Genomic DNA, 25,461 nt, shown 5'->3' with positions numbered 1-25,461 from the left:
GCTCAGTGCAGCACGCGGTGGGCCAGCAGCTCCCACACCGGGGTGAGCCGCCCGTCCAGATAGGGCAGCGCGCCCAGATCGGTGTGCGACTCGTCGGGGCTGTGGAAGTCGCTGCCGCGCGAAGCGGCCAGGTCGAACTCGCGCGCCATGTCGGCGTAGCGCACGATCTCGGCGCTGCTGTGGCTGCCGGTGACGACCTCGACCGCACGGCCGCCGTGCGCCTTGAACTCGGCAAACAGCGCATACTCCTGCGTTGCATTGGCCCACGCGTAGCGCGCCGGGTGGGCGATTACGGCGACGCCGCCCGCGTCGGTGATCCAGCGCACCGCGTCACCCAGGGCCGCCCAGCGGTGTTCGACGTAGCCAGGTTTGCCCTCGGTCAGAAAACGGCGAAACACCTCGTGCGTGTCGTGGCACACGCCTGTCTCGACCAGATAGCGCGCAAAGTGGGTGCGCGAGATCAGCTCTGGGTTGCCGACGTATTTGAGGGCCCCATCGTAGGCGCCGCGGATGCCGACGGCGGCGAGCTGCTCGGCCATCTCTCGCGCGCGCCGCTCGCGCCCGCCGCGCGTGTGCGCCAACCCCGCGACGAGTTGTGCATCGTCCGGGTCGATGCCCAGGCCCACGATGTGCACCGTCATCCCGGCGAAGGTGACCGAGATCTCGACGCCGCACAGATACGGCAGCCCCAGCGCCTGTGCGGCCGCTGCCGCCCGGTGTTGCCCGCCCACCTCGTCATGATCGGTCAGCGACCACAGCTCCACCCCGTTGCCGTGGGCGCGCGCGGCCAGCGCTTCGGGCGTGAGCGTGCCGTCCGAGACGATGGAGTGGCAGTGCAGGTCGGCGTTGACGATGCGCATGGCACGCCCATTGTAGGCGCGCGGCTACACTCGCGCGGTGTCTCTGTTCAAATCCGCTTCCATCGTCTCGCTACTGACGTTGGCGTCGCGCATCACCGGCTTGGTGCGCGAGCTGCTGATTGCTGCCACGTTCGGCGCCAGCGCGCTCACCGACGCCTTCAACGTCGCGTTTCGCATTCCCAACCTGCTGCGGCGCCTGTTCGCGGAAGGGGCGTTTTCGCAGGCCTTCGTGCCGGTGCTGGCGGCGACGCGCGCCACCGACGGTGACGCCGCCACCCGGGAGCTGATCGACCGCGTGGCCACCGTGCTGTTAGCGGCGCTGCTGCTGACTTGTGTGGTGGGCGTGCTGGGCGCCCCGGTGCTGGTGTGGGCCATGGCAGCGGGTCTGCAGCAGCACCCGCAGGGCTTCGAGACCGCGGTGGTGCTGACGCGCTGGATGTTTCCCTACATCGGCTTCATGTCGCTGGTGGCGCTGAGTGCCGGCATCCTCAACACCTGGCGTCGCTACGCGATACCCGCGGCCACGCCGGTGCTGCTCAACCTGGCCATGATCGCCGCCGCTTGGTGGGGGGCGCCCGCGCTCGCCCGTTGGGGCGTGGAGCCCATCTATGCGCTGGGCGGGGGCGTGATGCTGGGCGGGGTGTTGCAGTTGGGTGTGCAAATTCCGGCACTGGCGCGGCTGGGGCTGCTGCCGCGCGTGCGCCTGTCGTGGGCGGGCGTGCGCGCGGGCTGGCAGTATCCGGGCACGCGCCGGATACTCACGCTCATGGCGCCTGCGCTGCTGGGGGTGAGTGTGGCGCAGATTTCGCTGCTCATCAACACCCAGATCGCCTCGCACCTGGGGGCAGGCAGCGTGTCGTGGCTCACCTACGCCGACCGGCTGATGGAGTTCCCCACCGCCTTGCTGGGCGTGGCGCTGGGCGTGGTGCTGTTGCCGCAGTTGTCGGCGGCGCAGGCGGCGGGTGACGCAGATCGCTACAGCCAACTGCTCGACTGGGGGCTGCGCTGGGTGGTGCTGCTGGCCGTGCCCAGCGCGCTGGGGCTGCTGTTGTTTGCCCAGCCGCTGGTGGCGGTGCTCTACCACTACGGGGCCTTCACGGTGCACGATGTGCGCCAGACCGCGCTGGCGCTGACCGGCTACGGCGTGGGGCTGTTGGGGCTGATCGCGATCAAGGTGCTCGCCCCGGGGTTTTACGCCCGACAAGACATCCGCACGCCGGTACGCATCGCCATCGTGGTGCTGGTGTTCACCCAACTCATGAATGCGGTGTTGGTGCCGCGGCTGGCACATGCTGGCCTGGCGCTGGCCATCGGCATGGGCGCGCTGCTCAATGCAGGCTGGCTGCTGGTGGGTCTGGTGCGCCGGGGGGCGTATCGCCCGCAGCCTGGGTGGGGGCGCTTCGGGGGACAGGTGCTGGCGGGCGCGGTGCTGTTGGCGGTGTATCTGCTGTGGTTGGCGCAGGCATTCGATTGGACCGGCACATCCGCGCGTGCCCTGCGGGCGGGCGTGTTGGCCGCGGGGGTTGCCGGTGCGGCGGCGGTGTACTTCGGGGCCTTGGCGCTGGCGGGTTTGCCGCTGCGGCAATTTGTGCGAAAGTAGTGCCATGAACTGGGCTGCACGGGTGCCGTCGTCGCTGGACTACTTTGCTGCGCTGGTGGCGCAGGACGAGGGCTTCCCGTTGCTGGAGGCCACCGCCGCCGTGGCGCTGGATGAGTACCCGGAGCTCGATATCCAGTCCGTGTTGGACGACGTGGACCGGATGCTCGAGCGGCTGCGCCGCCGCCTGCCGGCGGATGCGGGCCACCTGCACCGGCTGCGCGTGCTCAACCAGTACTTTTTTCACGAATTGGGCTTTGGCGGCAACGTCAACGACTACTACGACCCCGAAAACAGCTACCTGCACACGGTGCTGCGCACGCGCCGCGGCATCCCCATCAGCCTGGCGGTGATTTGGCTCGAGCTGGCGCAGGGCATACGCCTGCGCGCGGCGGGCATCAATTTTCCCGGGCACTTTTTGGTCAAGGTCAACCTGCCGCAGGGGCAGGTCATCCTCGACCCGTTTACTGGCCAGTCACTCAGCCGCGAAGACTTGGCCGAGCGGCTGGAGCCGTACAAACGCCGCCATGGGCTGGTGGACGACTTCGACGTGCCGGTGGGCTTGTACCTGCAGGCGGCAGCGCCACGCGACATCGTGGCCCGCGTGCTGCGCAATCTGAAGGAAATCCACCACTCACAGGAGGACTGGTTGCGCCTGATTGCGGTGCTCGATCGGCTGATCGTGCTGCGGCCCGACGCCTGGGCCGAGGTGCGCGACCGAGGCCTGGCCTGGGCCGAGCTGGGGCAGCCCCAGCGCGCGCTGCAAGACTTGGAAGCCTACCTGCCACACGCCGACGATCCGCTGGAGGCGCAGGCGATCGCTGACCGGGTGGCTGCGCTGCGGCGGGCGGGCGGGTAGGGCAGGGCCAGTTTGGGCTATCTTAGCCGACGACCACCGCGGCACCATCGCCGCGCGGGGCGATGGTGCCGATGCGGTAGACCGTCTCGCCCTGGGCGGCCAGCGTCGCCGCAGTGGCGTCGGCGTGCGTGGGGTCGACGATGACCACCATGCCGATGCCGTTGTTGAAGGTGCGGTTCATCTCGTGGTCGTCGATACCCGCGGTGCGCTGCAGCCACGCGAACAGCTCGGTCTGCGGCCAGCTGCCCTTGACCAGGTGCGCCGCCAGCCCGTCCGGCAGCACGCGCGGGATGTTTTCCAGCAGGCCGCCGCCGGTGATGTGCGCCAGCGCCTTGATGGGGTGTTGCTGCAGCGCGGCGAGCACGGGTTTGACGTACAGGCGAGTGGGCGCCATGATCGCCTCGCGGAACGGGCGCCCGTCCAGCGTGGTGGGCAGGTCGTGCCCCGCGCGTTCGATGCACTTGCGCACGAGGCTAAAGCCGTTGGAGTGCACGCCGCTGGAGGCCAGCCCCAGCACCACGTCGCCCGCGCAGACGTCGGCGCCGGTGAGGATGCGCGATTTCTCGACCACGCCGACGCAAAAGCCCGCCAGATCGTACTCGCCCGGAGGGTACATGCCGGGCATCTCGGCCGTCTCGCCGCCGATGAGTGCGCAGCCTGATTCTTCGCAGCCGCGCGCGATGCCGCCCACGACCCGCGCCGCGGTGTCGACATCCAGTTTGCCGCAGGCGAAATAGTCGAGAAAGAACAGCGGCTCGGCGCCTTGCACCAGCACGTCGTTGACGCTCATGGCCACCAGATCGATGCCGACGGTGTCGTGCATATTCCAGGCGAAGGCGAGCTTGAGTTTGGTGCCGACGCCGTCGGTGCCACTGACGAGTACCGGCTCACGGTAGCGCCGGGGCACCTCGAACAGGGCACCAAAGCCGCCGATGCCGGCCAGCACGCCATCGCGCAGGGTGCGTCGTGCCAGCGGTTTGATGCGCTCGACCAGCGCGTCCCCGGCATCGATGTCGACGCCGGCATCCTTGTAAGAAAGCGGTGTGGTGTTCATGGGGTCGGTAGAATCCCCGCGATTGTACGGGCGTCCCGACCCCCGGGGCCCGCAAGCGCGCTGTGCTGCTGCCAACCCTGCCATGCTGACCGAATCTCAACGACACGCCCTGCTGTGGCTGGCGCTGGCCGTCGCCGCCTGGTGGGGCGTGTCGGTGCTGGCGCCGGTGCTGCTGCCATTCGTGGTGGCGGCGGTGCTGGCCTATGCCTTGCAGCCCGCGGTGGCGTGGCTGGCGGCGCACCGGGTGCCGCGCGCGCTGGGGGCCGGACTGGCCATCGCGCTGCTGATGCTGCTGTTGCTGGCGGTGGCCTTCATCATCGTGCCTGTGGTCAGCCAGCAGTGGCCCCTGTTGCGCGAGCAGATTCCCGCGCTGCTGGAACGGCTCAATGCCTGGCTGGTGCCGCTGTTGCGGCGCCACGGGATCGATTTGTCGATCGATGTCGATGGGGTGCGGGCCTTGTTGCGGCGCATGGTCAGCGGCCGCGAGGATCAGTTGCTCGAGCACGTGCTGGCGTCGCTGCGCATCGGCGGCAGCGCGCTGCTGGCGCTGCTGGGCAACCTGGTGCTCATGCCGGTGGTGGCGTATTACTTGCTATTGGATTGGGACGCGGTGGTGGCGCGCAGCGCCGCGCTGGTGCCGCCGGCGTGGCGATCTTCGGTGGGGCGTTTTTTGGCCGATGTGGACGCGGTGCTGGGCCAATATTTGCGGGGGCAACTGCTGGTCATGGGCATCATGGCCGTGTTCTACGCGGCGGGGCTGTGGTTGGCGGGGCTGCAATTGGCGGTACCGATTGGGGTCTTCACCGGGTTGGCGATGTTCGTGCCCTACTTGGGCTACGGGATCGGCCTGGTGCTGGCGCTGCTGGCGGCGCTGCTGCAATTCCAGAGTCTGGGGGGCGTGTTGCTGGTGGTGGCGGTCTATGCAGTGGGGCAGGTGGTGGAGAGCTTCTTCCTGACCCCGCGTTTGGTGGGCGAGCGCATCGGCCTGCATCCGATCGCGGTCATCTTCGCCCTCATGGCGTTTGGGCACTTGTTCGGGTTCGTCGGCGTGTTGATCGCGTTGCCGGCTTCCGCCGTGTTGTTGGTGGCGGTGCGCCGGTTGCAAGTGCTGTATGTGCGCAGCCCGCTGTATCGCGAGCGGCGGGCAGCGGCGGGGGCCGGACGCGCGGGGCAGGAGGACTAAAGTGGAGCAGCTCGTGCTCGACCTGGGATTGGCGCCCCAGCCGACGCTGGCCAATTTCGTGCCCGACGGCAACGAGTCCGCTTGGGAGTACCTGCGTGTGTGGCTGCAGGGTAGCCCCCGCTCGCCGCTGCCGCTGTACCTTTGGGGCCCCACTGGCAGCGGCAAGACCCATTTGTTGCGTGCCGTTGCGCTGGCGCTGCAGGCGCGTGGCGAGGCGGTAGGCTGGCTTGCACCCGACGTCCACGCGCCGGGGCCGTTCGACGAGCGCTGGTCGGCGGTGCTGTTCGACGACGTGCATCGGTACACGACCGAGCAGCAGGCGGCGGCGTTCAACTGGTTCGTCAACGCCCAGTCACCCGCCAGCGGCGGCCAGCGCGCCGTGCTGGCCAGCGGGGATCGCCCCCCGGCCGACCTGCCGCTGCGCGACGATCTGCGCAGCCGCCTGGGCTGGGGTCATGTCTTCCAACTGCAGCCGCTGGACGAGCGCGCCCGCCGTGCCGTGTTGCGTCGCGCGGCCGATGCGCGTGGCGTCGCGCTATCCGATGAGGTGATCGATTTTCTGCTCAGCCGCTTCGCGCGTGACCTGTCCAGTTTGATGGCCTTGCTCGATCGCCTGGACGGCTACGCGCTGCGCACCCAGCGCGCCATCACCATTCCACTGGTGCGCGCCATGCTCGCGACCGATTGATGTTGTCGATGTCGTCTGCTTCCTCCTCTGTTTCGCCTGTGGCAGTGCCGCCTGCTGCTTCCACCTGGCGCGATGGGCGCATCGCCGTTGCGCTGTTCGACCTCGACCACACGTTGCTGCCGCTCGACTCCGACTATGCGTGGGGTGAGTTCACCACGCGCATCGGCTGGACCGATCCGCAAGACTTCACGCGCCGCAACGATGCGTTCTTTGCCGACTACCAGGCGGGGCGGCTGGACGTGCATGCCTATGTGCGCTTTGCCACCGAGGCGGTGCGCCTGCGCGGGCCGCAGGCCGCGGCGCAGGCGCACGCGCGCTTCATGGCCGAGGTGATCGCGCCCGCCATCCGGCCCGAGGCGCGCGCCTTGGTTGCGGCCCACCGCGAGCGTGGCGAGCGCATCGCCATCGTCACCGCGACCAACGCGTTCGTCACGCGCCCAATCGCGCAGGCGTTCGGGGTGGATGCACTCATCGCCGTGGAGCTGGCGCGTGGGCCCGACGGTTGGATCACCGGCGAGATCGACGGCGTGCCCTCGTTTCGCGAGGGCAAGGTCACGCGCGTGGCGCAGTGGCTGGCGCAGCTGGGCTTGGGCTGGGACGACGTGCACGTGACGTTTTATTCGGACTCCACCAATGACCTGCCCCTGCTGGAGCGCGCCGACGTCCCCGTGGCGACCAACCCCAGCGCGGGCTTGCGCGAGCTGGCGCGTGCGCGCGGCTGGCGCATCCTCGACCTTTTCGAACCCCACCCATGATCAAGACCCTGATCGACAAACTGCTCGACAAGACCGTGCGTCCGACGTTGCGCCGTTCGCGCTTTGGCAAGCGGCAGGACGTGCCGGCCACGGTGCATGGCATCGACCCGTCGCTGGTCGACGGGCGCGCCGTCGACGTCGTGCGCACGCTCAAGCGGGCCGGCTACGAGGCCTACATCGTCGGCGGCGCGGTGCGCGACTTGCTGCTGGGCCTGCGACCCAAGGATTTCGACGTCGCCACCAACGCCACGCCAGAACAGGTCAAGGCGCTGTTTCGGCGCGCCTTCATCATCGGGCGGCGCTTTCGCATCGTGCACGTGGTGTTTGGCCGCGGCCGCGAGCACGAGGTGATCGAGGTCTCGACCTTTCGCGCCTATCTGGATGCCAACGCCGCCGAGGCCGTGGCGGGCGACGAGCGCAGCCACAAGCGAGAGCTGGCCGGCGTGTCGCACGCGGTCGATGCCAGTGGCCGCGTGCTGCGCGACAACGTTTGGGGCCCGATCGAGCAGGATGCGGCGCGGCGCGATTTCACCATCAATGCCATGTACTACGACCCGGAGACCGAAACCGTGGTCGATTTCCACCACGGCATTCGCGACGCGCGCAAGCGCGTGCTGCGCATGATCGGCGACCCCGCGACCCGCTACCGCGAGGATCCGGTGCGCATCGTGCGCGCGGTGCGCTTCGCAGCCAAGCTCAGCCACCTGGGTTTCAAGCTCGATGAGAAAACCCGCGCGCCCATGCTGCCGTGCTTGCCGCTGCTGGCGGACGTGCCGCCGAGCCGATTGTTCGACGAGATGCTCAAGCTGCTGCAGACGGGGCACGCGATCGCCAGCATCGAGGCGCTGCGGGCCAACGGGCTGGCGCGCGGCATCTATCCGCTGCTGGACGTGGTGGTGGCGCGCGGCGACGAACCCTTCGTGCGCGCGGCGCTGCTGGACACCGACCGGCGGGTGGCCGAAGGCAAGCCCGTCGCGCCGAGCTTTTTGCTGGCGTGCGTGCTGTGGCAGGACGTGCGTGCCGCGTGGCAGCGCCGCTTGGGCGAGGGCGTGCCGACGTTCCCGGCGCTGGCGGAAGCGGTGGACGAGGTGTTCGAGTCGCGCATCGGCGACGTCTCCGGGCGCGGCAAGCTGGGCGCCGACATGCGCGAGATCTGGATGATGCAGCCGCGCTTCGACAAGCGCACGGGGCAAAGCCCCTTCACGCTGGTGGAGCAGCCGCGGTTTCGGGCGGGTTTTGACTTTTTGCGCCTGCGCGCTCAGGTGGGCGAGGTGGAGGAGGAGTTGGCCCACTGGTGGGAAACCTTCAGCCTGGCGGGCGAGGCAGTGCGGCGCGACATGATCGAGGCCATCCGGCTGGAGCAACAGCGCAGCAAAACCCCGGGCAAGCGCCCGCGGCGCCGCCGCAAACCCGCCGCCGGGGGCGGTAGCGCGGCAGAGGCAGCGGGGCCTGTCCCCGATGCGTGAGGCGGTCACGGCCTACATCGGGGTCGGCGCCAACCTGGGCGAGCCGGAAGCGCAGGTGCGCACGGCGCTGCGCTGGCTCGACGAGCTGCCGCAGTCGCAGCGGGTAGCGGTCTCCAGCCTGTGGCGCACCGCGCCCTGGCAGGCCAGCGGCCCGGACTACTGCAATGCCGTCGCGGCCGTGTCGACGCGGTTGACGGCGCCGGACCTGCTGGCCGCACTGCAGGCGCTGGAAGCGCGCGCGGGTCGCGAGCGCCCATACCCCAATGCGCCGCGCACGCTCGACCTCGATCTGTTGCTCTACGGCCAGGCGCGTATCGCCTCGCCCGACTTGACCGTGCCGCACCCGCGCCTGTGGGCGCGCGCGTTCGTGCTGGTGCCGCTGGCGGAGGTGGCGCCCGCGTTGGTGCCCGTACACGCCCTACAGGCGGTGGCGGGGCAGGGCATCGAGCGCTGGGCCTCGGGTGGGGCCTCAGGCGACTAAGGGGCCAGCCGCTCGCGTACCCACCGCCCGTTGTCGAGCCGGTAGCGCAGCCGGTCGTGCAGGCGGCTCTTGCGGCCCTGCCAGAACTCCCAGGCGTCGGGCTTGAGCCGGTAGCCACCCCAGTGCGGCGGGCGTGGCGGGTTCAGTAGAAACTGCGCTGCGTACTTGGCCGCGTTGGCCACCAGCACCGCGCGGCTGTCGATGACTTGGCTTTGCGGACTGGCCCAGGCGCCGATGCGGTGGTCCAACGGGCGGCTGGCAAAGTAGGCGTCGCTTTCTTCGGGGGAGACCTTTTCCACCACGCCCTCGATACGTACCACGCGCTCGAGCTCCACCCAGTGAAACTGCAGCGCGGCATAGGGGTTGCCGGCCAGTTCGCGCCCCTTGCGGCTGTCATAGTTGGTGTACCAGACGATGCCGCGCTCGTCGCAGCCTTTGATGAGCACGACGCGCGTGCTGGGGCGCAGGTCGCTGCCCACGGTGGCCAGTGTCATCGCGTTGGGCTCGGGCAGCTCGGCGCGGATGGCTTCGTGCAACCACTGCTCGAACTGCCGCAGCGGGTCGGCGTGCGAGGCGTCCTCGCTCAGCTCGGCTTTTTCGTAACTCTTGCGCAGCGCAGCGATATCCATGCCCGAGAGTATGGCACGCGACCTTTGTGCCGCGCAGGGGCTGGGGGATAATCGCACCCATGTCACAGCCCGACAACGCTGATGCCCGCCACGACTGGATCGACGTCGAGGCCTTGGCGCGCCGCGCCGAGCCGCTTGCGGGGCGTTTTGCACTGTCCCGGCTGCCGCGCCTGCTGCTCGACGCGCCCGGGCTGCGGGACAGGGATCCCGCAGCGATCGACTGGCACGTCCGCGCCGAGTGGCGCGATCCGCCGCCCGCGGTGACGGCGGCCGTGCGGGCATTGGCGGGCGGCCGGCGCGCGGCCGTGCCGCGTCAGCTCTGGCTGCACCTGCGCTTGGCAGGCGCGGTGCCACTGGTGTGTCAGCGTTGCCTGGAGCCGTACTGGCAGCCGCTCGCGGTGGATCGCTGGTTTCGCTTCGTGGCCGACGAGGCGACCGCCGAGGCCGAAGACGAGTCGTGCGAGGAAGACCTGCTGGTGCTGGCGGGGACGCGCTACCCGTTGCGCGAGTTGGTGGAGGACGAGCTGCTGCTGGCAGCGCCGTTGGTGCCCATGCACGACACCTGCCCGCACCCGATTGCCCTGACCAGCGGGGAGGTGCTGACGCCTGCCGCCGCAGACGGGGACGAATCGGCCGAGGCGCGACGCCGTCCCTTCGAGGTGCTAGCCGCCCTCAAAGCGCGTCGGCCCTGAGGGCGCGTTGCCCCGATGACGGGCGGCCGGCTATAATGCGGGGTTTTCCTAGACTATCCTTGTCTTTTTCCAGGAGCCGATCATGGCCGTTCAGCAGAACAAGAAGTCGCCGTCCAAGCGCGGCATGCACCGCTCGCACAACGCGCTGTCGGTGCCTGGGATCGCCGTTGAGCCCACCACGGGCGAGACGCACCTGCGCCACCACATCAGCCCCAACGGCTTTTATCGCGGCCGTCAGGTGCTCAAGAACAAGTCCGAGGCTTGATTTCCGCGACGGTTCCCGTCACGCGGGTGACGGTCGCGCGCCGAGGTGGGCGCAGCGGGCCGCCCGCGCGCGCATGAAGCCACCGTGATCCGGATTGCCGTCGACTGCATGGGGGGCGACCACGGCCCCTCGGTGACCCTGCCGGCTTGTGCCGCGTTTCTTGCCAGCCATCCCGAGGCGCGCTTGCTCTTGGTGGGTCGGCCCGACGCGTTGTCGTCGCTGCCTGCCGGGCTCGACGCTGCCCGTTGCAGCGTGGTGCACGCCTCCGAGGTCGTGGCGATGGACGATCCGGTCGAGGTGGCCCTGCGCCGCAAGAAGGACTCGTCCATGCGCGTGGCGATCGCGCAGGTCAAGGACGGGGCGGCCGATGCGGCTGTGTCTGCTGGCAACACGGGGGCGCTGATGGCGATTGCGCGCTACGTGCTCAAAACGCTCGATGGCATCGACCGACCCGCCATCGCGACCCAAATGCCCAACGCGGCCGGTGGGGCGACCACCGTGCTGGACCTGGGGGCCAATGTCGATTGCACCGCCGAGCACCTGTTGCAGTTCGCGGTCATGGGCTCGGCGCTCGTGGCCGCCAGCGGTCGCGAGAACCCGACCGTGGGGCTGCTCAATATCGGCGAAGAGGTCATCAAGGGCAACGACGTCATCAAGCGCGCGGGGCAGTTGCTGCGCGAGGCCGCCGCGCGCGGTGACCTGAACTTCCACGGCAACGTCGAAGGCAACGACATTTTCAAAGGCACGGTCGACATCGTCGTCTGCGACGGGTTCGTCGGCAACGTCGCGCTCAAGGCCAGCGAGGGGCTGGCCAGCATGATCAGCACCTTTTTGCGCGAGGAGTTTGCGCGCAGCGCGTATGCGCGGCTGGCGGCGCTGGTGGCGTGGCCGGTGCTGATGCGCTTCAAGCGCCGGGTCGATCATCGGCGCTACAACGGCGCGGCGCTGCTGGGCTTGCGCGGCCTGGTGTTCAAGAGCCACGGCTCGGCCGACGCGTTTGCGTTCGAGCAGGCGCTGCGGCGTGCGTATGATGCGGCCGACGCCCGATTGCTGGATCGTGTGCAGCGTCGCATCGCCCACGCGGCCCCGTTGATGGCGACGGCCGCGCACGGGGTCGAGGCCGGCCCGTTTACTTGAGCAGGTCGTCCATGGTCTGTTGCCAACCACCGGAGCACCGATGAGTCTGTACGCCCGCATCACTGGCACGGGCAGCCATTTGCCCCAGCGGCGCCTGACCAACCAGGACATGGCCGAGTGGCTCGCCCAGCGCGGGCTGCAGACGAGCGACGAGTGGATCGTCGAGCGCACGGGCATTCGCGCGCGCCACTTCGCCGCCGACGGTGAGATGGCGAGCGACTTGGCGCTGGCTGCCAGCCTGCGCGCCTTGCAGGCCGCGGGGCGCGAACCGCACGAGGTCGATCTGATCGTGCTGGCCACGTCCACTCCGGACATGGTGTTTCCGTCCACGGCCTCCATCCTGCAGCGCAAGCTGCACGAGGCCGCCAGCGCCCAGGGCGGGCGCGGGCCGATCGGTGCGCCCGCGTTCGACGTGCAGGCGGTGTGCACCGGTTTTATCTACGCGCTGACGGTGGCTGATGCGCTCATCCGTACCGGCACGGCACGCTGCGCGTTGGTGGTGGGGGCCGAGGTGTTTTCGCGTATCCTCGACTTCGATGACCGCACGACCTGCGTGCTGTTTGGCGACGGCGCTGGCGCCGTGGTGCTGGAAGCCACCGAGCACGACGGCAGCGGCCCGGGCGTGCTGGCCACCGACATCCACGCGGACGGTCGGCACACGGGCATCTTGTGTGTGCCCGGCGGGGTGGCCGGCGGGCAGGTGCTGGGTGAGCCGCTGCTGCGCATGGATGGGCAGGCGGTCTTCAAGCTGGCGGTGCATGTGCTGGAGGAGACGGCCCGCACCACGCTGGCCAAGGCGGGCAAGACCGAGGCCGACGTGGACTGGCTCATCCCGCACCAGGCCAACATCCGCATCATGCAAAGCACGGCGCGCAAGCTGCGGCTGCCCATCGAGCGCGTGGTGGTCACGGTCGATCAGCACGGCAACACATCGGCGGCCTCGATTCCGCTGGCGCTGGACCACGCGGTGCGCGCCGGCCGCATCCAGCCTGGCCAGCTGCTGCTGCTCGAAGGGGTCGGGGGCGGCTTTACCTGGGGATCGGCCCTGGTGCGGGCATGAGGCGACGAACGACTCTAGGAGACACGATGACCGCATTTGCTTTCGTTTTTCCGGGGCAGGGCTCGCAATCGGTGGGCATGCTCGACGCCTGGGGTGATCACCCGGAGGTGCGCGCCACGTTGCAGGAAGCCAGCGACGCGCTGGGCGAGGACTTGGGCGCCCTGATCCATGAAGGCCCGAAGGAAGCCCTGGCGCTGACCACCAACACCCAGCCGGTGATGCTGGTGGCCGGGGTCGCCGCATGGCGGGTGTGGAAGGCCGAGGGCGGCGCCGACCCGATCGCGCTGGCCGGCCATTCGCTGGGTGAATACAGCGCGTTGGTGGCGGCCGGTGCCCTGACGCTGGCCGAAGCGGCGCCGCTGGTGCGCTTTCGCGCCCAGGCGATGCAGCAGGCCGTCCCCGTGGGTGCGGGGGCCATGGCCGCCATTCTGGGACTGGATGCCGATGCCGTGCGCACGGGCTGCGCGCAGGCACAAGCCGCCTTTGCCCCGGACAGCGGCGAGGTGGTGGAGGCCGTCAATTTCAACGATCCGGCGCAAACCGTCATCGCTGGCTCCAAGGCCGCGGTGGACAAAGCGTGCGAGGTGCTCAAAGGCATGGGGGCCAAACGGGCGCTGCCACTGCCGGTGTCGGCGCCGTTTCACTCCAGCCTGATGCGGCCGGCCGCCGAGGCGTTGCGCGAGCGTTTGGCCAGCGTTCCCCTGCGGCCGCCTGCCATTCCCGTGGTCAACAACATCGACGTGGCGGTCGAGACCGAGCCCGATCGCATCCGCGACGCCTTGGTGCGCCAGGCCGCTGGCCCCGTGCGCTGGGTGGAGTGCGTGCAGGCGCTGCGCGCACGTGGCGCACAGGCGATCGTCGAGTGCGGGCCGGGCAAAGTGCTCATGGGGTTGACCAAACGCATCGCGCCCGACGTGGCCGCCGCCGCTCTGTACGATCCCGCCAGTTTGACCGACGTCAAGGCGATGCTGGCGCGTTGACGCCAGTATCCCTTCCCGATATCCACAGGAGGAGCACCGCATGACCGAACCCATCTGGGAGGGGCAAATCGCCCTCGTCACCGGCGCCACACGCGGCATCGGCGCGGCCATCGCGCGCGAGCTGGCCAGCCGCGGCGTGCGCGTCATCGGCACCGCCACCACCGACGATGGCGCGCAACGCATCACGCAGGCGCTGGCCACGTATCCCGGGTGCCGCGGCGTGCGGCTGGACGTCACGGACGGCCCCGCAGCCGAAGGCTTGGTCGACGCGCTCGTCAAGGAGCACGGGGCGCTGCACATCCTGGTCAACAATGCCGGCATCACGCGCGACATGCTGGCCATGCGCCTGAAGGACGAGGACTGGGACGCCGTGCTCGACACCAACCTCAAGGCGGTCTTTCGCCTCTGCCGCGCCGCGATCCGCCCGATGATGAAGCAGCGCTACGGCCGCATCGTCAACATCACGAGTGTGGTGGGGGCGGCGGGCAACCCCGGGCAAGCCAACTACGCGGCGGCCAAGGCCGGCGTGGCGGGCATGACGCGCGCGCTGGCGCGCGAGCTGGGCAGCCGGCGCATCACCGTCAACTGCGTCGCGCCCGGCTTCATCGAAACCGACATGACCGCCAGCCTGCCGCCGGAGCAGCAGCAAGCGCTGCTGGCGCAGATCCCCCTGGGCCACCTAGGCAAGCCGGCCGACGTGGCGCACGCGGTGGCCTTTTTGGCCAGCCCGCAGGCGGGCTACATCACGGGACAGGAAGTGCACGTCAACGGCGGCATGTTCATGGCCTGATACCGGCCAGGCGCGCTGCCCTGGCCTATGCCGCGCCGGGGCCGCTACAATGCCGGGGCTTTTCAACCACCCGACGAGGGAATCCATGAGCGACATCGAAGCACGCGTCAAGAAGATCATCGCCGAGCAGCTCGGCGTCGAAGAGAGCCAGGTGACACCGGAGAAGGCGTTCGTCGCCGACCTGGGCGCCGACTCCCTCGACACCGTCGAGCTGGTGATGGCTCTCGAAGACGAGTTCGGCATCGAGATCCCCGACGAGGACGCCGAGAAGATCACCACCGTCCAGCAGGCGATCGACTACGCCAAGGCGCACCAGAAAGCCTGATCGCCCATGAGCCGCCGCCGTGTCGTCGTGACCGGCCTCGGCTGCATCAGCCCCGTGGGCAACACGGTCGATGCCGCCTGGGCCAATCTGCTCGCGGGGCGATCGGGCATCGATCGCATCACCAAGTTCGATGCCAGCGCCTTTGCCTGCCAGATCGCCGGTGAAGTCAAGGACTTCGACCTCGAGTCCTACCTCCCGCCCAAAGAGGCGCGGACGATGGACACCTTCATCCATTACGGTATCGCTGCGGCGGCGCAGGCCGTGGCGGACGCAGGATTGCCGGTGGGGGAGGCGCTGTCCGAAGACGAGGCGTGCCGCATCGGCTGCGTGATCGGCTCGGGCATCGGCGGCCTGCCCCTGATCGAGGCGACACACACCGAGCTCACGAATCGAGGGCCGCGTCGCATCTCGCCGTTTTTCGTGCCCGCGTCCATCATCAACATGGTCTCGGGCCACGTCTCCATGCGCTACGGCTTCAAAGGGCCCAACTTGGCGGTGGTGACGGCGTGCACCACCGGCCTGCACTGCATTGGCGAAGCGGGGCGCATGATCGAATACGGCGACGCCGACGTGGTCATCGCCGGTGGCACCGAGGCGACGGTCTCACCGCTGGGTATTGGCGGCTTTGCTGCCATGCGCGCGCTGTCGACCCGCAACGACGATCCGCAGGCCGCTTCACGCCCGTTCGACAAGGGGCGCGACGGCTTCGTGCTGGGCGAGGGGGCCGGGGTGATGGTGCTCGAATCCTACGAGCACGCCAAGGCACGCGGCGCGCGCATCTATGCCGAGCTCGCAGGCTATGGCATGAGCGCGGATGCCGGGCACATGACGGCGCCCAACATGGACGGCCCGCGCCGCGCCATGCTGGGCGCGTTGCGCAATGCGGGTCTGAATCCGCACCAAGTGGACTACCTCAACGCGCACGGTACCTCCACCCCGCTGGGCGACGTCAACGAAACCAACGCCATCAAGGCGGCGCTCGGCGATCACGCACGCCGCGTCGTGGTCAGCTCGACCAAATCCATGACCGGTCACCTGCTGGGCGGCGCGGGCGGGCTGGAGAGCGTCTTCACCGTGTTGGCCCTCTATCACCAGAAGATTCCGCCCACCATCAACCTGGTCGACCCCGACCCCGAGTGTGACCTAGACTACTGCGCCAACACCGCACGCGATGCGCGCATCGACGTGGCGCTGAAGAACAACTTCGGTTTTGGCGGCACCAACGGTACGCTGGTGTTCAAGCGCGTCTGACGCATGGACGACGGCGACACCGTCGAGGTGCGCGTGCCCGTGCGCTCGCGCGGGCCAGAAGCGTGGATGAGCGGCGTCGGCGGGTCGCTGGCCGGGCTGGCCCTGGCGCTGTGGGCGGTGCAGCGCCCGGATTTGCCCGGCCCTTGGTGGCTGATGCTGGTTGGGACAGGGCTGTCGGCGATCTGGACGTCGTGGGTTTGGCGGCGTCCGCTGCAGGGGACATTGCTGTATCGCGCGCCGCCGGATGCGGGCCTCGGGGTGACGGGTGGGTGGTTTTGGATCAGCCCGGCGCGGCCGCACGGGGTGGCGCTGACGGCGCCGCGCGTGGCCATCGACACGCCGTACGCCGTGCTGATCGACGCGCGGACGCCCGATGGTTTGCGTCTGTGGCTGTGGTGTCGGCAGCGCGAGGCCTCCACCCCGGCCGACTGGCTGGCGCTGCGACGGGCGCTGGCTGCCGGCGCTGGCGAGGGGCGATCGGGTATATTCGGGCCCGCCACGCCCGCGCCATGAAAGATGATCCGCCCCGCTCCCCTGATGCCGACGCCGCGCTTGTCCAGCGCGCGGTCGAGGGCGACCCGCGCGCGTTCGAGTTGCTGGTCATCAAATACCAGCGTCGCGTCGAGCGCCTGATCGCGCGCCTGGTGCGCGACAGCGACCTGGTGCAGGACCTGGCGCAGGAGACGTTCATCCGCGCCTACCGGGCGCTGGGCCAGTTTCGTGGCGACGCCAAGTTCTACACCTGGCTCTACCGCATCGCCGTCAACACCGCCAAGAAAGCGCTGCAGGAGCGCAAGCGCGACCCGGTGGTGACCATGAGCAGCCTGCACAACGGGGACGAGGGCGATGAAACTTCCAGCCTGGAACAGGAACTAAACGCCCAGGTGGCCGACACCGAGACGCCCGAGGCGGTACTGGCGAGCAAGGAGATCGCCCAGGCCGTGCAGTCGGCGGTCGAGGCGCTGCCGACCGAGCTGGCCCAGGCGATCACCTTGCGCGAGATCGACGGCTTGAGTTACGAGGAGATCGCGCAAGCGCTCGACTGTCCGATCGGAACGGTGCGTTCGCGCATCTTTCGCGCCCGAGAGGCGATTTCGGCGCGTATCAAGCCGATGCTGGAGCGGCAAAGCGGCAAACGTTGGTGACATGTCAGTGTGGCGTCACCCCACTGGATGAATGACCATGAAGCCTGAAGTCTCTGCGAACGAGTGCCGTACGGACGACGCCAGCGCCACCCGTGGCGAGTGGCTGTCCGCGCTGTTCGATGGTGAATGCACGATGCCGCAGGTCGAGGCTCTGTTGACCCGAGGCGACGCGGCGGCTGACCGCGCCACGTGGGATGCGTACCGTTGCATCGGCCAGGCGTTGCGGGCACAGGCCGCGGCGCACGGCGGGGCGGACCCGGCGTTCGTGCGTGCGGTGATGGCGCGCGTAGCGCACGAGACCGGCGAGACCTTTGTGGCGGCCTCGTCGGTATCTGAGGCGGCCACGCCGGGGGCTGTGTCCGCGCGGATGCCGGCCGCCAACGACGCGGTGTTTCGCTGGAAGGTGGTGGCAGGCGTAACCGCGGTGGCCGCCATCGTCGCGGTCGTGTGGGGTTCGGGGGCGCTGTCCGGTGCGCCCTCGGGTGGGGCGCAGTGGGCAGGGAGTACGCACAACAGTGCCCCGGTGCCCATCGTGGTGTCCGCGCCGGTGGTGCCCGCCAGCGCCAGCAGCGGCGTGGTCCGCGATCCCCAGATCGAGGAATGGATGGCCGCGCACCGCCAGTGGGGGGGCGCTTCGGCGCTGCAGACCAGCGCGGGTTTTCTGCGCGCGGCCAGCTATGACGTGCCGGCGCGCTGACACCCTGGCCCCCAAGCGATGATGCACGAGTCGATCGCCCTCGACCCTCTCCGCCGGCGCTGGGCGCGGCGCGTCGGGACCGTGCTCCTGGGTTTGGTCGTGTGGACGGCGGCTGCACCATCGATGGGGCGCGACGCGGCAGAGCCGCCGCGCGACATTCAAGGATGGATCGCCCGTCTGCACGAGGCCACGCGCAACCGTGCTTACAGTGGCACTTATGTGGTCACGCGCGGCAGCGAGATCGCCAGCGCCCGCATCGCCCACGTCTGCGATGGGCGCCAGCAAATCGAGCGTATCGAGGCGCTCAGCGGCCCCGCGCGGGTGACGTGGCGCCGCGACGACGAGGTGATGACGCTGATGCCGGAGCGCCAATGGGCCGTGCGCGACCGCCGCGAGCTGCTGCGCCTGTTTCCGGGGCCGCTGAAGGTGCCGGGTATCGATGTGGCCGATTTTTATCGCGCCGAGCTGCGCGGCAGCGAGCGCCTGGCCGGCTTCGACGCGTGGGTGGTGGAGTTTTTGCCCAGGGACGCCCTGCGCTATGGCTACCGCATCTGGTCCGAGAAGCGCACGGGGCTTGCGCTCAAGCTCCAAACCCTCGATGGTGGCGCGCAGGTGTTGGAGCAGGTGGCGTTCACCGAACTGCAGATCGACGCGCCCCTGCGGCTGGACGTGTTGGCGCGCCAGATGGAGGACACGCGCGGCTACCACATCGAGCGGCCGACGTTGCGCAAAACCACGCTCGAAGCCGAGGGCTGGCGCCTGGGGGCGGAGGTGCCAGGCTTTCGGCCGGTGACGTGCTGGCAGCGGGTCGAGGAGTCGAATCGACCGAGGTCCCCGCTGCAGTGCGTGTTCTCGGATGGTTTGGCGTCGGTGTCGTTGTTTTTCCCCGCGGGCGATGGCACGTCTGTCAACCAGGTGCGGGCGGGGGCAACGCACATGCTGTCGCGGCGCGTGGCGGGTCAGCTCGTCGTTGCCCTCGGTGAAGTGCCTCCGCAGACCCTGGAGCGATTTCTGGCTACGCTGGAGCGTAGCCGGTGAGTGTGTTTCGACAAGACCAAGGATAGGACATCATGGACATGCGTGAACCTTCTGCCGCGGCGGCCGCGTCGCCGCGTCGCCGCTCGGCCGTTTGGGCCGCCGTCTCGCTGCTGGCGGCGGTGGCCTTGGTGTGGGGCGCCAGCCAGCACGGCGTGGGCGCGCAGACCGCACCCCGCAGCGCTGCGGCAGCCAGTGCATCGGCAACGCCGGGCGACGCGCCGCGCTTGACTGGTCTGCCCGACTTCACCGTGCTGGTGGACGAGGTGGGCCCATCGGTCGTCAATATTCGCACCATCGAGCGCGTGCAGCGCGAGCCCGATGCCGGCGGGCCCGACGAAGACATGCGCGAGTTCTTCCGTCGCTTTGGCATCCCGCTGCCGCCGGGCGCGTTTCCGCGCTCGCCCCAGCGTCCTGGGCCTGGCGGCCCCCAGGAGCGCCAGCGCGGCGTGGGCTCGGGCTTCGTCTATGGCGCAGACGGCTACATCATGACCAACGCCCACGTGGTCGACGGGGCTGACGAGGTGATCGTGACGCTGCCGGACAAGCGCGAATTCAAGGCGCGCGTCGTGGGGGCCGACAAACGCACCGATGTGGCCTTGGTCAAGATCGACGCCACCGGTCTCAAGCCGGTGCGCATCGGCGACGTCGAGCGGCTGCGCGTGGGCGAATGGGTCATGGCCATCGGCTCGCCGTTCGGGCTGGACAATACGGTCACCGCGGGCATCGTCAGCGCCAAGCAGCGCGAGACGGGCGACTTTTTGCCGTTCATCCAGACCGACGTGGCCATCAACCCCGGCAACTCCGGCGGGCCACTCATCAACATGCGCGGCGAGGTGGTGGGTATCAACAGCCAGATCTACTCTCGCTCGGGCGGCTTCATGGGGATCAGCTTCGCCATCCCGATCGACGAGGCGGTGCGCGTGGCCGAGCAGCTCAAGGCCACGGGCAAGGTCACGCGCGGGCGCATCGGCGTGGCGATCGAGCCGGTGGACAAAGAGGTGGCGGAGGCGCTGGGCCTGCCGCGTGCCGGTGGCGCGCTCGTGCGCGGGGTGGAGGACGGCTCGCCCGCAGCCAAGGCGGGGATCGAGCCGGGCGACATCATCCTGCGCTTCGATGGTCGGCCCATTGAAAAATCGGCCGATTTACCGCGCATCGTCGGCAACACCAAGCCGGGCACGCGCGCCACGGTCGAGCTCTGGCGGCGTGGCGCCACCAAGACCGTCACCGTGACCGTGGGCACGTTCGAAGAAGAAACCGCCGCCGCGCCCGCCGACAAGCCGCAGGCCGCCAAGGCTGGGCCGCTCGGGCTGACGGTGCGCGAGCTGACCGCTGCCGAGCGGCGCGAGCTCAAGCTCAGCGGTGGCGTGCGCGTCGACGAGGTGGCGGGCCCGTCCGCAGCCGCCGGTGTGCGCCCGGGCGATGTGATCGTGGGTGTGGGCAATCAGGAGGTCTCGGGCGTGCGCGAGTTCGAGCGCGCCGTCGCCGACTGGCCCAAGGGGCGGCCCCTGGGCCTGCTGATCCGGCGTGGCGATTGGGCCCAATGGGTGCTGGTGCGTCCCTGACGGGTGGCGGCGTGCGCGTGCCGCACCGCCTACAATCGGGGGTTTGATTTGATCGGGCGCGCTGCTGGTGGAGCGCGCCCTTTTTCTGTCGCCATGAAGCACATCCGCAACTTTTCCATCATCGCGCACATCGACCACGGCAAGAGCACGCTGGCCGACCGGCTGATCGCGCGCTGCGGGGGCTTGAGCGAGCGCGAGATGACCGAGCAGGTGCTCGACTCCATGGAGCTCGAGAAAGAGCGCGGCATCACCATCAAGGCCCAGACCGCCGCGCTGCAATACACCGCGCGCGACGGGCAGGTGTACAACCTCAACCTCATCGACACGCCCGGCCACGTGGACTTTTCCTACGAGGTGAGCCGATCCCTGTCGGCCTGCGAGGGGGCGCTGCTGGTGGTGGACGCGAGCCAGGGGGTGGAAGCGCAGACGGTGGCCAACTGCTACACCGCGCTCGACCTGGGTGTGGAAGTGCTGCCGGTGCTCAACAAGATGGACTTGCCGCAGGCCGACCCCGACCGTGCCAAGCAAGAAATCGAGGACGTGATCGGCATCGACGCCTCGGAGGCGATCCCCTGCTCGGCCAAAACCGGCATGGGCATCGACGATATCCTGGAGGCGGTGGTGGCCAAGATCCCGCCGCCGCGCGGCAACCCCGATGGTCCGCTGCGTGCGATGATCATCGACTCGTGGTTCGATAACTATGTGGGCGTGGTGATGCTGGTGCGCGTGGTGGACGGGTGCCTCAACCGTGGCGACCGCATCCGCCTGATGGCCACGGGCGCGCAGTACCAGTGCGAAAAGCTCGGCGTGTTCACGCCCGCCAACCAGCCGCGCGACCGCTTGCAGGCCGGCGAGGTGGGTTATGTGATCGCGGGCATCAAGGAGCTCAAGTCCGCCAAGGTGGGCGACACCATCACCTCATTCAAGGCCGCCAGCGGCGCCAACCTGACGGCCGCCACCGAGCCGCTGCCAGGTTTCAAGGAAGTGCAGCCCCAGGTGTTCGCGGGCCTGTACCCCACCGAGGCGAGCGAGTACGACCAACTGCGCGACGCGCTGGAGAAGCTTCAGCTCAACGACGCCTCGCTGCACTTCGAGCCCGAGGTGTCGCAGGCGCTGGGCTTTGGCTTTCGCTGCGGCTTTTTGGGCCTGCTGCACATGGAGATCGTGCAGGAGCGCCTTGAGCGCGAGTTCGACCAGGACCTCATCACCACGGCGCCGAGCGTCGTGTACCAGGTGGTCAAAGGCGACGGCGAGGTGCTGATGGTGGAAAACCCCTCGCGCATGCCGGAGCCGAGCAAGATCCAGGAGATCCGCGAGCCCATCGTCACCGTGCACATCTACCTGCCGCAGGACTATGTGGGCCCGGTCATGACGTTGTGCAATGGCAAGCGGGGGGTACAGCTCAACATGGCCTACCACGGCAAGCAGGTGATGCTGACCTATGACCTGCCGCTGGCCGAGATCGTGCTGGACTTCTTCGACAAGCTCAAGTCGGTCAGCCGCGGCTATGCGTCGATGGACTACGAGTTCAAGGAATACCGCCCGTCCGACGTGGTCAAGGTTGACATCTTGCTCAACGGCGAGAAGGTCGACGCGCTGTCGATGATCGTGCATCGCAGCCAGGCGCAGTCGCGCGCGCGGGCGGTGGTGTCCAAGATGCGCGAGATCATCAGCCGTCAGCAGTTCGACGTGGCCATCCAGGCGGCCATCGGGGCGCAAATCATCGCGCGCGAGACGGTCAAGGCGCTGCGCAAGAACGTGCTGGCCAAGTGCTACGGTGGCGACATCACGCGCAAGCGCAAGCTGCTGGAAAAACAAAAGGCGGGCAAGAAGCGCATGAAGCAGATCGGCACGGTCGAAGTCCCGCAGGAGGCGTTCCTGGCCATCCTGCAGGTGGAGGAATCATGAACGACCAGACCATGGGCACGCTGACCGGGGTCGTGCTGGGTGCTTTCGTCGGCTATGGGGTGGCGTGGTACCTCGGGGCCATCGACGGCAATTTTTCGCTGCTGCTGCTGCTGGCAGTTGTGGTGACGGGCGTGTATTGGGCGGCCGAGCGCTGGGTCTTTTTGCCCCGGCGACGCGCGGCGGCTGAGCGCGCCGTGGCCGACGCCCAGCGCCGCCAGCAGGAGCTGGCGCGCCAGGGCATCGCCGCCGAGCCGACCGACCTGCAGGCACTGCACCAAAAGCTGATGGCGCAGCCCTGGTGGCTGGACTGGACCGCGGGGCTGTTCCCGGTGATCCTGGCGGTGTTCCTGCTGCGCTCGTTTCTGTACGAGCCGTTCAAAATCCCGTCCGGCTCGATGATTCCTACGCTGCACATCGGCGACTTGATCCTGGTCGACAAGTACCACTACGGCGTGCGCTTGCCGGTGGTGCACACCAAGGTCATCGACAACCACGAACCGCAACGTGGCGATGTCATCGTTTTTCGCTACCCGCCGCAGCCGAGCCTGGACTACATCAAGCGCGTCGTCGGCCTGCCCGGCGACGAGGTGGCGTACCTGAACAAGCAGCTCTTCATCAATGGGCAGGCGGTGCCGCGCCAGCCCACCGACGATTTTTACGACGCCGAGGCGATGCGCTACCGCAAGCAGTTCATCGAGGAGATCGGTGGGCGGCGGGTGCGCACCCTGATCGACGACGAGCGACCGGCGTTCATCCCCGCGGTGGTCGATTTTCCGGGCCGCGAAGCGTGTCGATACACGGTCGAAGGTGTGACCTGCCGTGTGCCGGCGGGGCACTACTTCGTGATGGGCGACAACCGCGACAACTCGCTCGATTCGCGCTACTGGGGTTTCGTGCCCGAGCGCAACATCGTCGGCAAGGCAGTGCTCGTGTGGATGAACTTCCGCGACCTGAGCCGCATCGGCCGTTTCGAATGACGCCTGAGCGTGGTTTGCCGCTATCATGGCCCCAGGCCGCCATGGCGGCGGCCCACGACGATCCGGGGGTGGTGCAGATGCGACAACGTGGCGTGACCGTGTTCGGGATGTTCTTCGTCGGCGTGGTCGTCGCCGTGTGTCTGGTGCTGGCGGCCAAGATCGTGCCCGCGGTGACCGAATACCTGGCAATCCAGAAAGCCGTCAACCGGGCCGCCCAGAGTAGCAGCACGGTGGGTGAAATCCGCAGCGCCTTCGAGCGCGCCCGCACCGCCGACTACTTCGAAGCCGTCACGGGCAAGGATCTCGAGATCAGCAAGGACGGCGAACGCATCGTGGTCGAGTTCGCCTACGACAAGGAAATCCACCTGGCGGGCCCGGCGTATCTGCTGCTCAAGTTCCGCGGCCGTAATCAGTGATCCATGGCTGATCCCCTGTCCCCTGGGCTGGAGGCCCTGCAGAGGCGCCTCGGTCACCGTTTTCGCGACCCGGGTTTGCTGCTGCGCTCGCTGACGCACCGCAGCTATGGCGCCGATCATTACGAGCGACTGGAGTTTCTCGGCGATGCGGTGCTCGGCTTGGCCGTCTCGACGCTGCTGGTCGAGCGGCTGCCGCAGCAGCCCGAGGGCGAGCTCTCGCGCCTGCGCGCCAGCCTGGTGCGCCAGGATGCACTGCATCGCATTGCGCTCGACCTGGGGCTGCCGCCGTTGCTGCGCCTGGGCGAGGGTGAGCAGCGCTCGGGTGGGCGCGAGCGCGCATCCATCCTGGCCGACGCCGTCGAGGCCTTGCTGGGCGCGCTGTATCTGGATGCGGGATACGAGGTGGCGCAGGCCGTGGCGCGTCGTTGGTACGAGGGGCTCGAACTGCGCCCGGGGCAGGGCAAGGATGCCAAGACCGCGCTGCAGGAGTGGCTGCAGGCGCGCCGCCGCCCCCTGCCGACATATGAGGTGGTGGCCATCCACGGCGAAGCGCATGCCCAAACCTTCGAGGTCGCGTGTCGGGTCGAGGGGGCTGGGCCCACGGTCGGGCGGGGGCCATCGCGTCGCGCCGCCGAGCAAGCCGCTGCCGCGCATATGCTCGAACTCCTGCAAACGGGCGGCACGAGCCGCCGCGCCCCTACGCCATGACCATGCTGCCTGCCGAGTCGTCTGCTGCGCCTTCCCCGTCTGCGCCCGCGCCGTCGTCGGCGCAGCGTTGTGGTTTCATCGCCATCGTGGGCAAGCCCAATGTCGGCAAGTCGACCTTGCTCAATGCCCTGGTGGGCCAAAAAATCAGCATCACCTCGCGCAAGGCGCAAACCACCCGGCACCGCATCACGGGCATTCGCACCGAGGGCGCGACCCAATTCGTGTTCGTGGATACCCCCGGTTTTCAGACGCGGCACGCGAGCGCCCTCAACCGCGCGCTCAACAAGGCCGTGCTGGGTGCGGTGACCGACGTCGATCTGGTACTGTTCGTGGTGGAGGCGGGCCGCTTCGACCTGGCCGACGCCAAGGTGCTGGCCCTGCTGCCGCCCGGGGTGCCGGTGATCCTGGTCGCCAACAAGCTCGACCGCGTGCACCGCCGCGTCGAGATCGCGCCCTGGCTGCGCAGCATGCAGGAGCGCCACCCGTTTGCCGAGTTCTTTCCGATGTCGGCCAAGCAGCGTCGCGACGTGCAGCGCCTGCTGGCGCTGTGCGAGCGCTACCTGCCCGAGCAGCCCTGGCTGTACGAGGCTGACGACCTGACCGACCGCAGCGAGCGCTTTTTGGCCGGCGAGCTGGTGCGCGAGAAGCTGTTTCGCCTCACGGGCGATGAGCTGCCCTACACCTCCACCGTGGTCGTCGATCGCTTCGAGCAAGAAGGCGAGCTGCGCCGCATCGCTGCCACCATCATCGTCGAGCGCGAAAGCCACAAGGGCATGGTGATTGGCGAGGGTGGCGAGCGGCTCAAGCGCATCGGCACCGAAGCGCGGCAGGAGCTGGAGCGCCAGTGGGGCGGCAAGGTGTACCTGGAACTCTGGGTCAAGGTGCGCTCCGGCTGGTCGGACGACGAAGCGCGGGTGCGCGCCTACGGCTACGAGTGA

Annotated in this window: 28 protein-coding genes; 25 read left to right on the top strand and 3 right to left on the bottom strand. The window is 68.8% G+C overall.

Translation table 11 applies throughout. The features are described 5' to 3' along the window. Window positions 1-2: 2 nt before the first annotated feature. Window positions 3-860 (bottom strand): 3',5'-nucleoside bisphosphate phosphatase, encoded by an 858-nt coding sequence (locus ACPP3B_RS03310; RefSeq protein WP_299023132.1) that lies wholly within the window; start codon window positions 858-860, stop codon window positions 3-5. Between the two features lie 37 nt (window positions 861-897). On the opposite strand from ACPP3B_RS03310, the gene murJ reads away from it, so the two are divergent. Next, entirely contained in the window at window positions 898-2,460 is a 1,563-nt protein-coding gene (murJ, locus tag ACPP3B_RS03305; RefSeq protein WP_299023134.1) for a murein biosynthesis integral membrane protein MurJ, read from the top strand. Window positions 2,461-2,464: 4 nt separating this feature from the next. Then, window positions 2,465-3,316 carry a SirB1 family protein gene (locus ACPP3B_RS03300; RefSeq protein ID WP_299023136.1) on the top strand — a complete coding sequence of 284 codons (852 nt, stop codon included), beginning with the start codon at window positions 2,465-2,467 and terminating at the stop codon, window positions 3,314-3,316. 22 nt (window positions 3,317-3,338) lie between these two features. Here ACPP3B_RS03300 and purM read toward each other — a convergent pair whose 3' ends face one another. Beyond that, window positions 3,339-4,370: a phosphoribosylformylglycinamidine cyclo-ligase gene (purM, locus tag ACPP3B_RS03295; protein WP_299023138.1), complete on the bottom strand. Its 1,032-nt coding sequence runs from the start codon at window positions 4,368-4,370 to the stop codon at window positions 3,339-3,341. 82 nt (window positions 4,371-4,452) lie between these two features. Between purM and ACPP3B_RS03290 the strand changes: the two genes are divergently transcribed. The 5 genes from ACPP3B_RS03290 to folK all read left to right on the top strand — a co-directional run bounded on the left by ACPP3B_RS03290 (window position 4,453) and on the right by folK (window position 8,943). Next, window positions 4,453-5,553, top strand: a complete 1,101-nt coding sequence (locus ACPP3B_RS03290; RefSeq protein ID WP_424859706.1) for an AI-2E family transporter — start codon at window positions 4,453-4,455, stop codon at window positions 5,551-5,553. Between the two features lies 1 nt (window position 5,554). Beyond that, window positions 5,555-6,241, top strand: coding sequence for a DnaA regulatory inactivator Hda (hda, locus tag ACPP3B_RS03285; protein WP_299023143.1), 687 nt, complete (start codon window positions 5,555-5,557; stop codon window positions 6,239-6,241). Window positions 6,242-6,321: 80 nt separating this feature from the next. Beyond that, window positions 6,322-6,996: an HAD family hydrolase gene (locus tag ACPP3B_RS03280; protein ID WP_424860136.1), complete on the top strand. Its 675-nt coding sequence runs from the start codon at window positions 6,322-6,324 to the stop codon at window positions 6,994-6,996. Then, window positions 6,993-8,462 (top strand): polynucleotide adenylyltransferase PcnB, encoded by a 1,470-nt coding sequence (gene pcnB / locus ACPP3B_RS03275; RefSeq protein WP_424859705.1) that lies wholly within the window; start codon window positions 6,993-6,995, stop codon window positions 8,460-8,462. The genes ACPP3B_RS03280 and pcnB overlap by 4 nt, the downstream gene beginning before the upstream one ends. Beyond that, window positions 8,455-8,943, top strand: a complete 489-nt coding sequence (folK, locus tag ACPP3B_RS03270; protein ID WP_424859704.1) for a 2-amino-4-hydroxy-6-hydroxymethyldihydropteridine diphosphokinase — start codon at window positions 8,455-8,457, stop codon at window positions 8,941-8,943. The genes pcnB and folK overlap by 8 nt, the downstream gene beginning before the upstream one ends. Here folK and pdxH read toward each other — a convergent pair. Next, the gene (gene pdxH, locus ACPP3B_RS03265; protein ID WP_424859703.1) at window positions 8,940-9,572 is read right to left on the bottom strand and encodes a pyridoxamine 5'-phosphate oxidase; all 633 of its coding nucleotides are present in this window, start codon (window positions 9,570-9,572) and stop codon (window positions 8,940-8,942) included. The genes folK and pdxH overlap by 4 nt on opposite strands. A 59-nt stretch (window positions 9,573-9,631) precedes the next feature. Here pdxH and ACPP3B_RS03260 point away from each other — a divergent pair, with 59 nt between their 5' ends. The 18 genes from ACPP3B_RS03260 to era all read left to right on the top strand — a co-directional run bounded on the left by ACPP3B_RS03260 (window position 9,632) and on the right by era (window position 25,461). After that, window positions 9,632-10,264, top strand: coding sequence for a YceD family protein (locus tag ACPP3B_RS03260; protein WP_424859702.1), 633 nt, complete (start codon window positions 9,632-9,634; stop codon window positions 10,262-10,264). An 82-nt stretch (window positions 10,265-10,346) separates the two neighbouring features. Then, a complete protein-coding gene (gene rpmF / locus ACPP3B_RS03255) occupies window positions 10,347-10,529 on the top strand; it encodes a 50S ribosomal protein L32 (protein ID WP_234266733.1) in 183 nt (60 codons plus the stop codon). 84 nt (window positions 10,530-10,613) lie between these two features. Next, the gene (gene plsX / locus ACPP3B_RS03250; protein ID WP_424859701.1) at window positions 10,614-11,666 is read left to right on the top strand and encodes a phosphate acyltransferase PlsX; all 1,053 of its coding nucleotides are present in this window, start codon (window positions 10,614-10,616) and stop codon (window positions 11,664-11,666) included. Window positions 11,667-11,706: 40 nt separating this feature from the next. After that, window positions 11,707-12,726: a beta-ketoacyl-ACP synthase III gene (locus tag ACPP3B_RS03245; protein ID WP_424859700.1), complete on the top strand. Its 1,020-nt coding sequence runs from the start codon at window positions 11,707-11,709 to the stop codon at window positions 12,724-12,726. 26 nt (window positions 12,727-12,752) lie between these two features. After that, window positions 12,753-13,706 (top strand): ACP S-malonyltransferase, encoded by a 954-nt coding sequence (gene fabD / locus ACPP3B_RS03240; RefSeq protein WP_424859699.1) that lies wholly within the window; start codon window positions 12,753-12,755, stop codon window positions 13,704-13,706. A gap of 40 nt (window positions 13,707-13,746) precedes the next feature. Further along, the gene (gene fabG / locus ACPP3B_RS03235; protein ID WP_424859698.1) at window positions 13,747-14,496 is read left to right on the top strand and encodes a 3-oxoacyl-ACP reductase FabG; all 750 of its coding nucleotides are present in this window, start codon (window positions 13,747-13,749) and stop codon (window positions 14,494-14,496) included. Between the two features lie 85 nt (window positions 14,497-14,581). Continuing rightward, window positions 14,582-14,821: an acyl carrier protein gene (gene acpP, locus ACPP3B_RS03230; protein WP_068606668.1), complete on the top strand. Its 240-nt coding sequence runs from the start codon at window positions 14,582-14,584 to the stop codon at window positions 14,819-14,821. Between the two features lie 6 nt (window positions 14,822-14,827). Further along, on the top strand, window positions 14,828-16,072 hold the full coding sequence (fabF, locus tag ACPP3B_RS03225; protein ID WP_424859697.1) for a beta-ketoacyl-ACP synthase II: 1,245 nt from the start codon (window positions 14,828-14,830) through the stop codon (window positions 16,070-16,072). A 3-nt stretch (window positions 16,073-16,075) separates the two neighbouring features. Next, the gene (locus tag ACPP3B_RS03220; RefSeq protein WP_424859696.1) at window positions 16,076-16,585 is read left to right on the top strand and encodes a hypothetical protein; all 510 of its coding nucleotides are present in this window, start codon (window positions 16,076-16,078) and stop codon (window positions 16,583-16,585) included. Continuing rightward, on the top strand, window positions 16,582-17,217 hold the full coding sequence (gene rpoE / locus ACPP3B_RS03215; protein WP_424859695.1) for an RNA polymerase sigma factor RpoE: 636 nt from the start codon (window positions 16,582-16,584) through the stop codon (window positions 17,215-17,217). The genes ACPP3B_RS03220 and rpoE overlap by 4 nt, the downstream gene beginning before the upstream one ends. 37 nt (window positions 17,218-17,254) lie before the next feature. After that, window positions 17,255-17,914, top strand: coding sequence for a sigma-E factor negative regulatory protein (locus tag ACPP3B_RS03210; RefSeq protein WP_424859694.1), 660 nt, complete (start codon window positions 17,255-17,257; stop codon window positions 17,912-17,914). An 18-nt stretch (window positions 17,915-17,932) separates the two neighbouring features. After that, complete coding sequence (locus ACPP3B_RS03205) at window positions 17,933-18,952, top strand: MucB/RseB C-terminal domain-containing protein (RefSeq protein ID WP_299021379.1); 1,020 nt, start codon at window positions 17,933-17,935, stop codon at window positions 18,950-18,952. Window positions 18,953-18,990: 38 nt separating this feature from the next. Further along, window positions 18,991-20,514: a DegQ family serine endoprotease gene (locus tag ACPP3B_RS03200; RefSeq protein WP_424860135.1), complete on the top strand. Its 1,524-nt coding sequence runs from the start codon at window positions 18,991-18,993 to the stop codon at window positions 20,512-20,514. A 93-nt stretch (window positions 20,515-20,607) separates the two neighbouring features. Further along, window positions 20,608-22,422, top strand: coding sequence for a translation elongation factor 4 (gene lepA, locus ACPP3B_RS03195; RefSeq protein ID WP_424859693.1), 1,815 nt, complete (start codon window positions 20,608-20,610; stop codon window positions 22,420-22,422). After that, on the top strand, window positions 22,419-23,399 hold the full coding sequence (gene lepB, locus ACPP3B_RS03190) for a signal peptidase I (RefSeq protein ID WP_424859692.1): 981 nt from the start codon (window positions 22,419-22,421) through the stop codon (window positions 23,397-23,399). The genes lepA and lepB overlap by 4 nt, the downstream gene beginning before the upstream one ends. A gap of 41 nt (window positions 23,400-23,440) precedes the next feature. Further along, window positions 23,441-23,815, top strand: coding sequence for a DUF4845 domain-containing protein (locus ACPP3B_RS03185; protein WP_424859691.1), 375 nt, complete (start codon window positions 23,441-23,443; stop codon window positions 23,813-23,815). Between the two features lie 15 nt (window positions 23,816-23,830). Continuing rightward, complete coding sequence (gene rnc, locus ACPP3B_RS03180; protein ID WP_299019225.1) at window positions 23,831-24,523, top strand: ribonuclease III; 693 nt, start codon at window positions 23,831-23,833, stop codon at window positions 24,521-24,523. 2 nt (window positions 24,524-24,525) lie between these two features. Then, a complete protein-coding gene (gene era / locus ACPP3B_RS03175; RefSeq protein WP_424860134.1) occupies window positions 24,526-25,461 on the top strand; it encodes a GTPase Era in 936 nt (311 codons plus the stop codon).

It is taken from the genome of Tepidimonas sp. HKU77 (assembly GCF_049728535.1).
Lineage (GTDB): Bacteria > Pseudomonadota > Gammaproteobacteria > Burkholderiales > Burkholderiaceae_C > Tepidimonas.
This window is presented reverse-complemented; position numbering and strand designations above follow the sequence as displayed.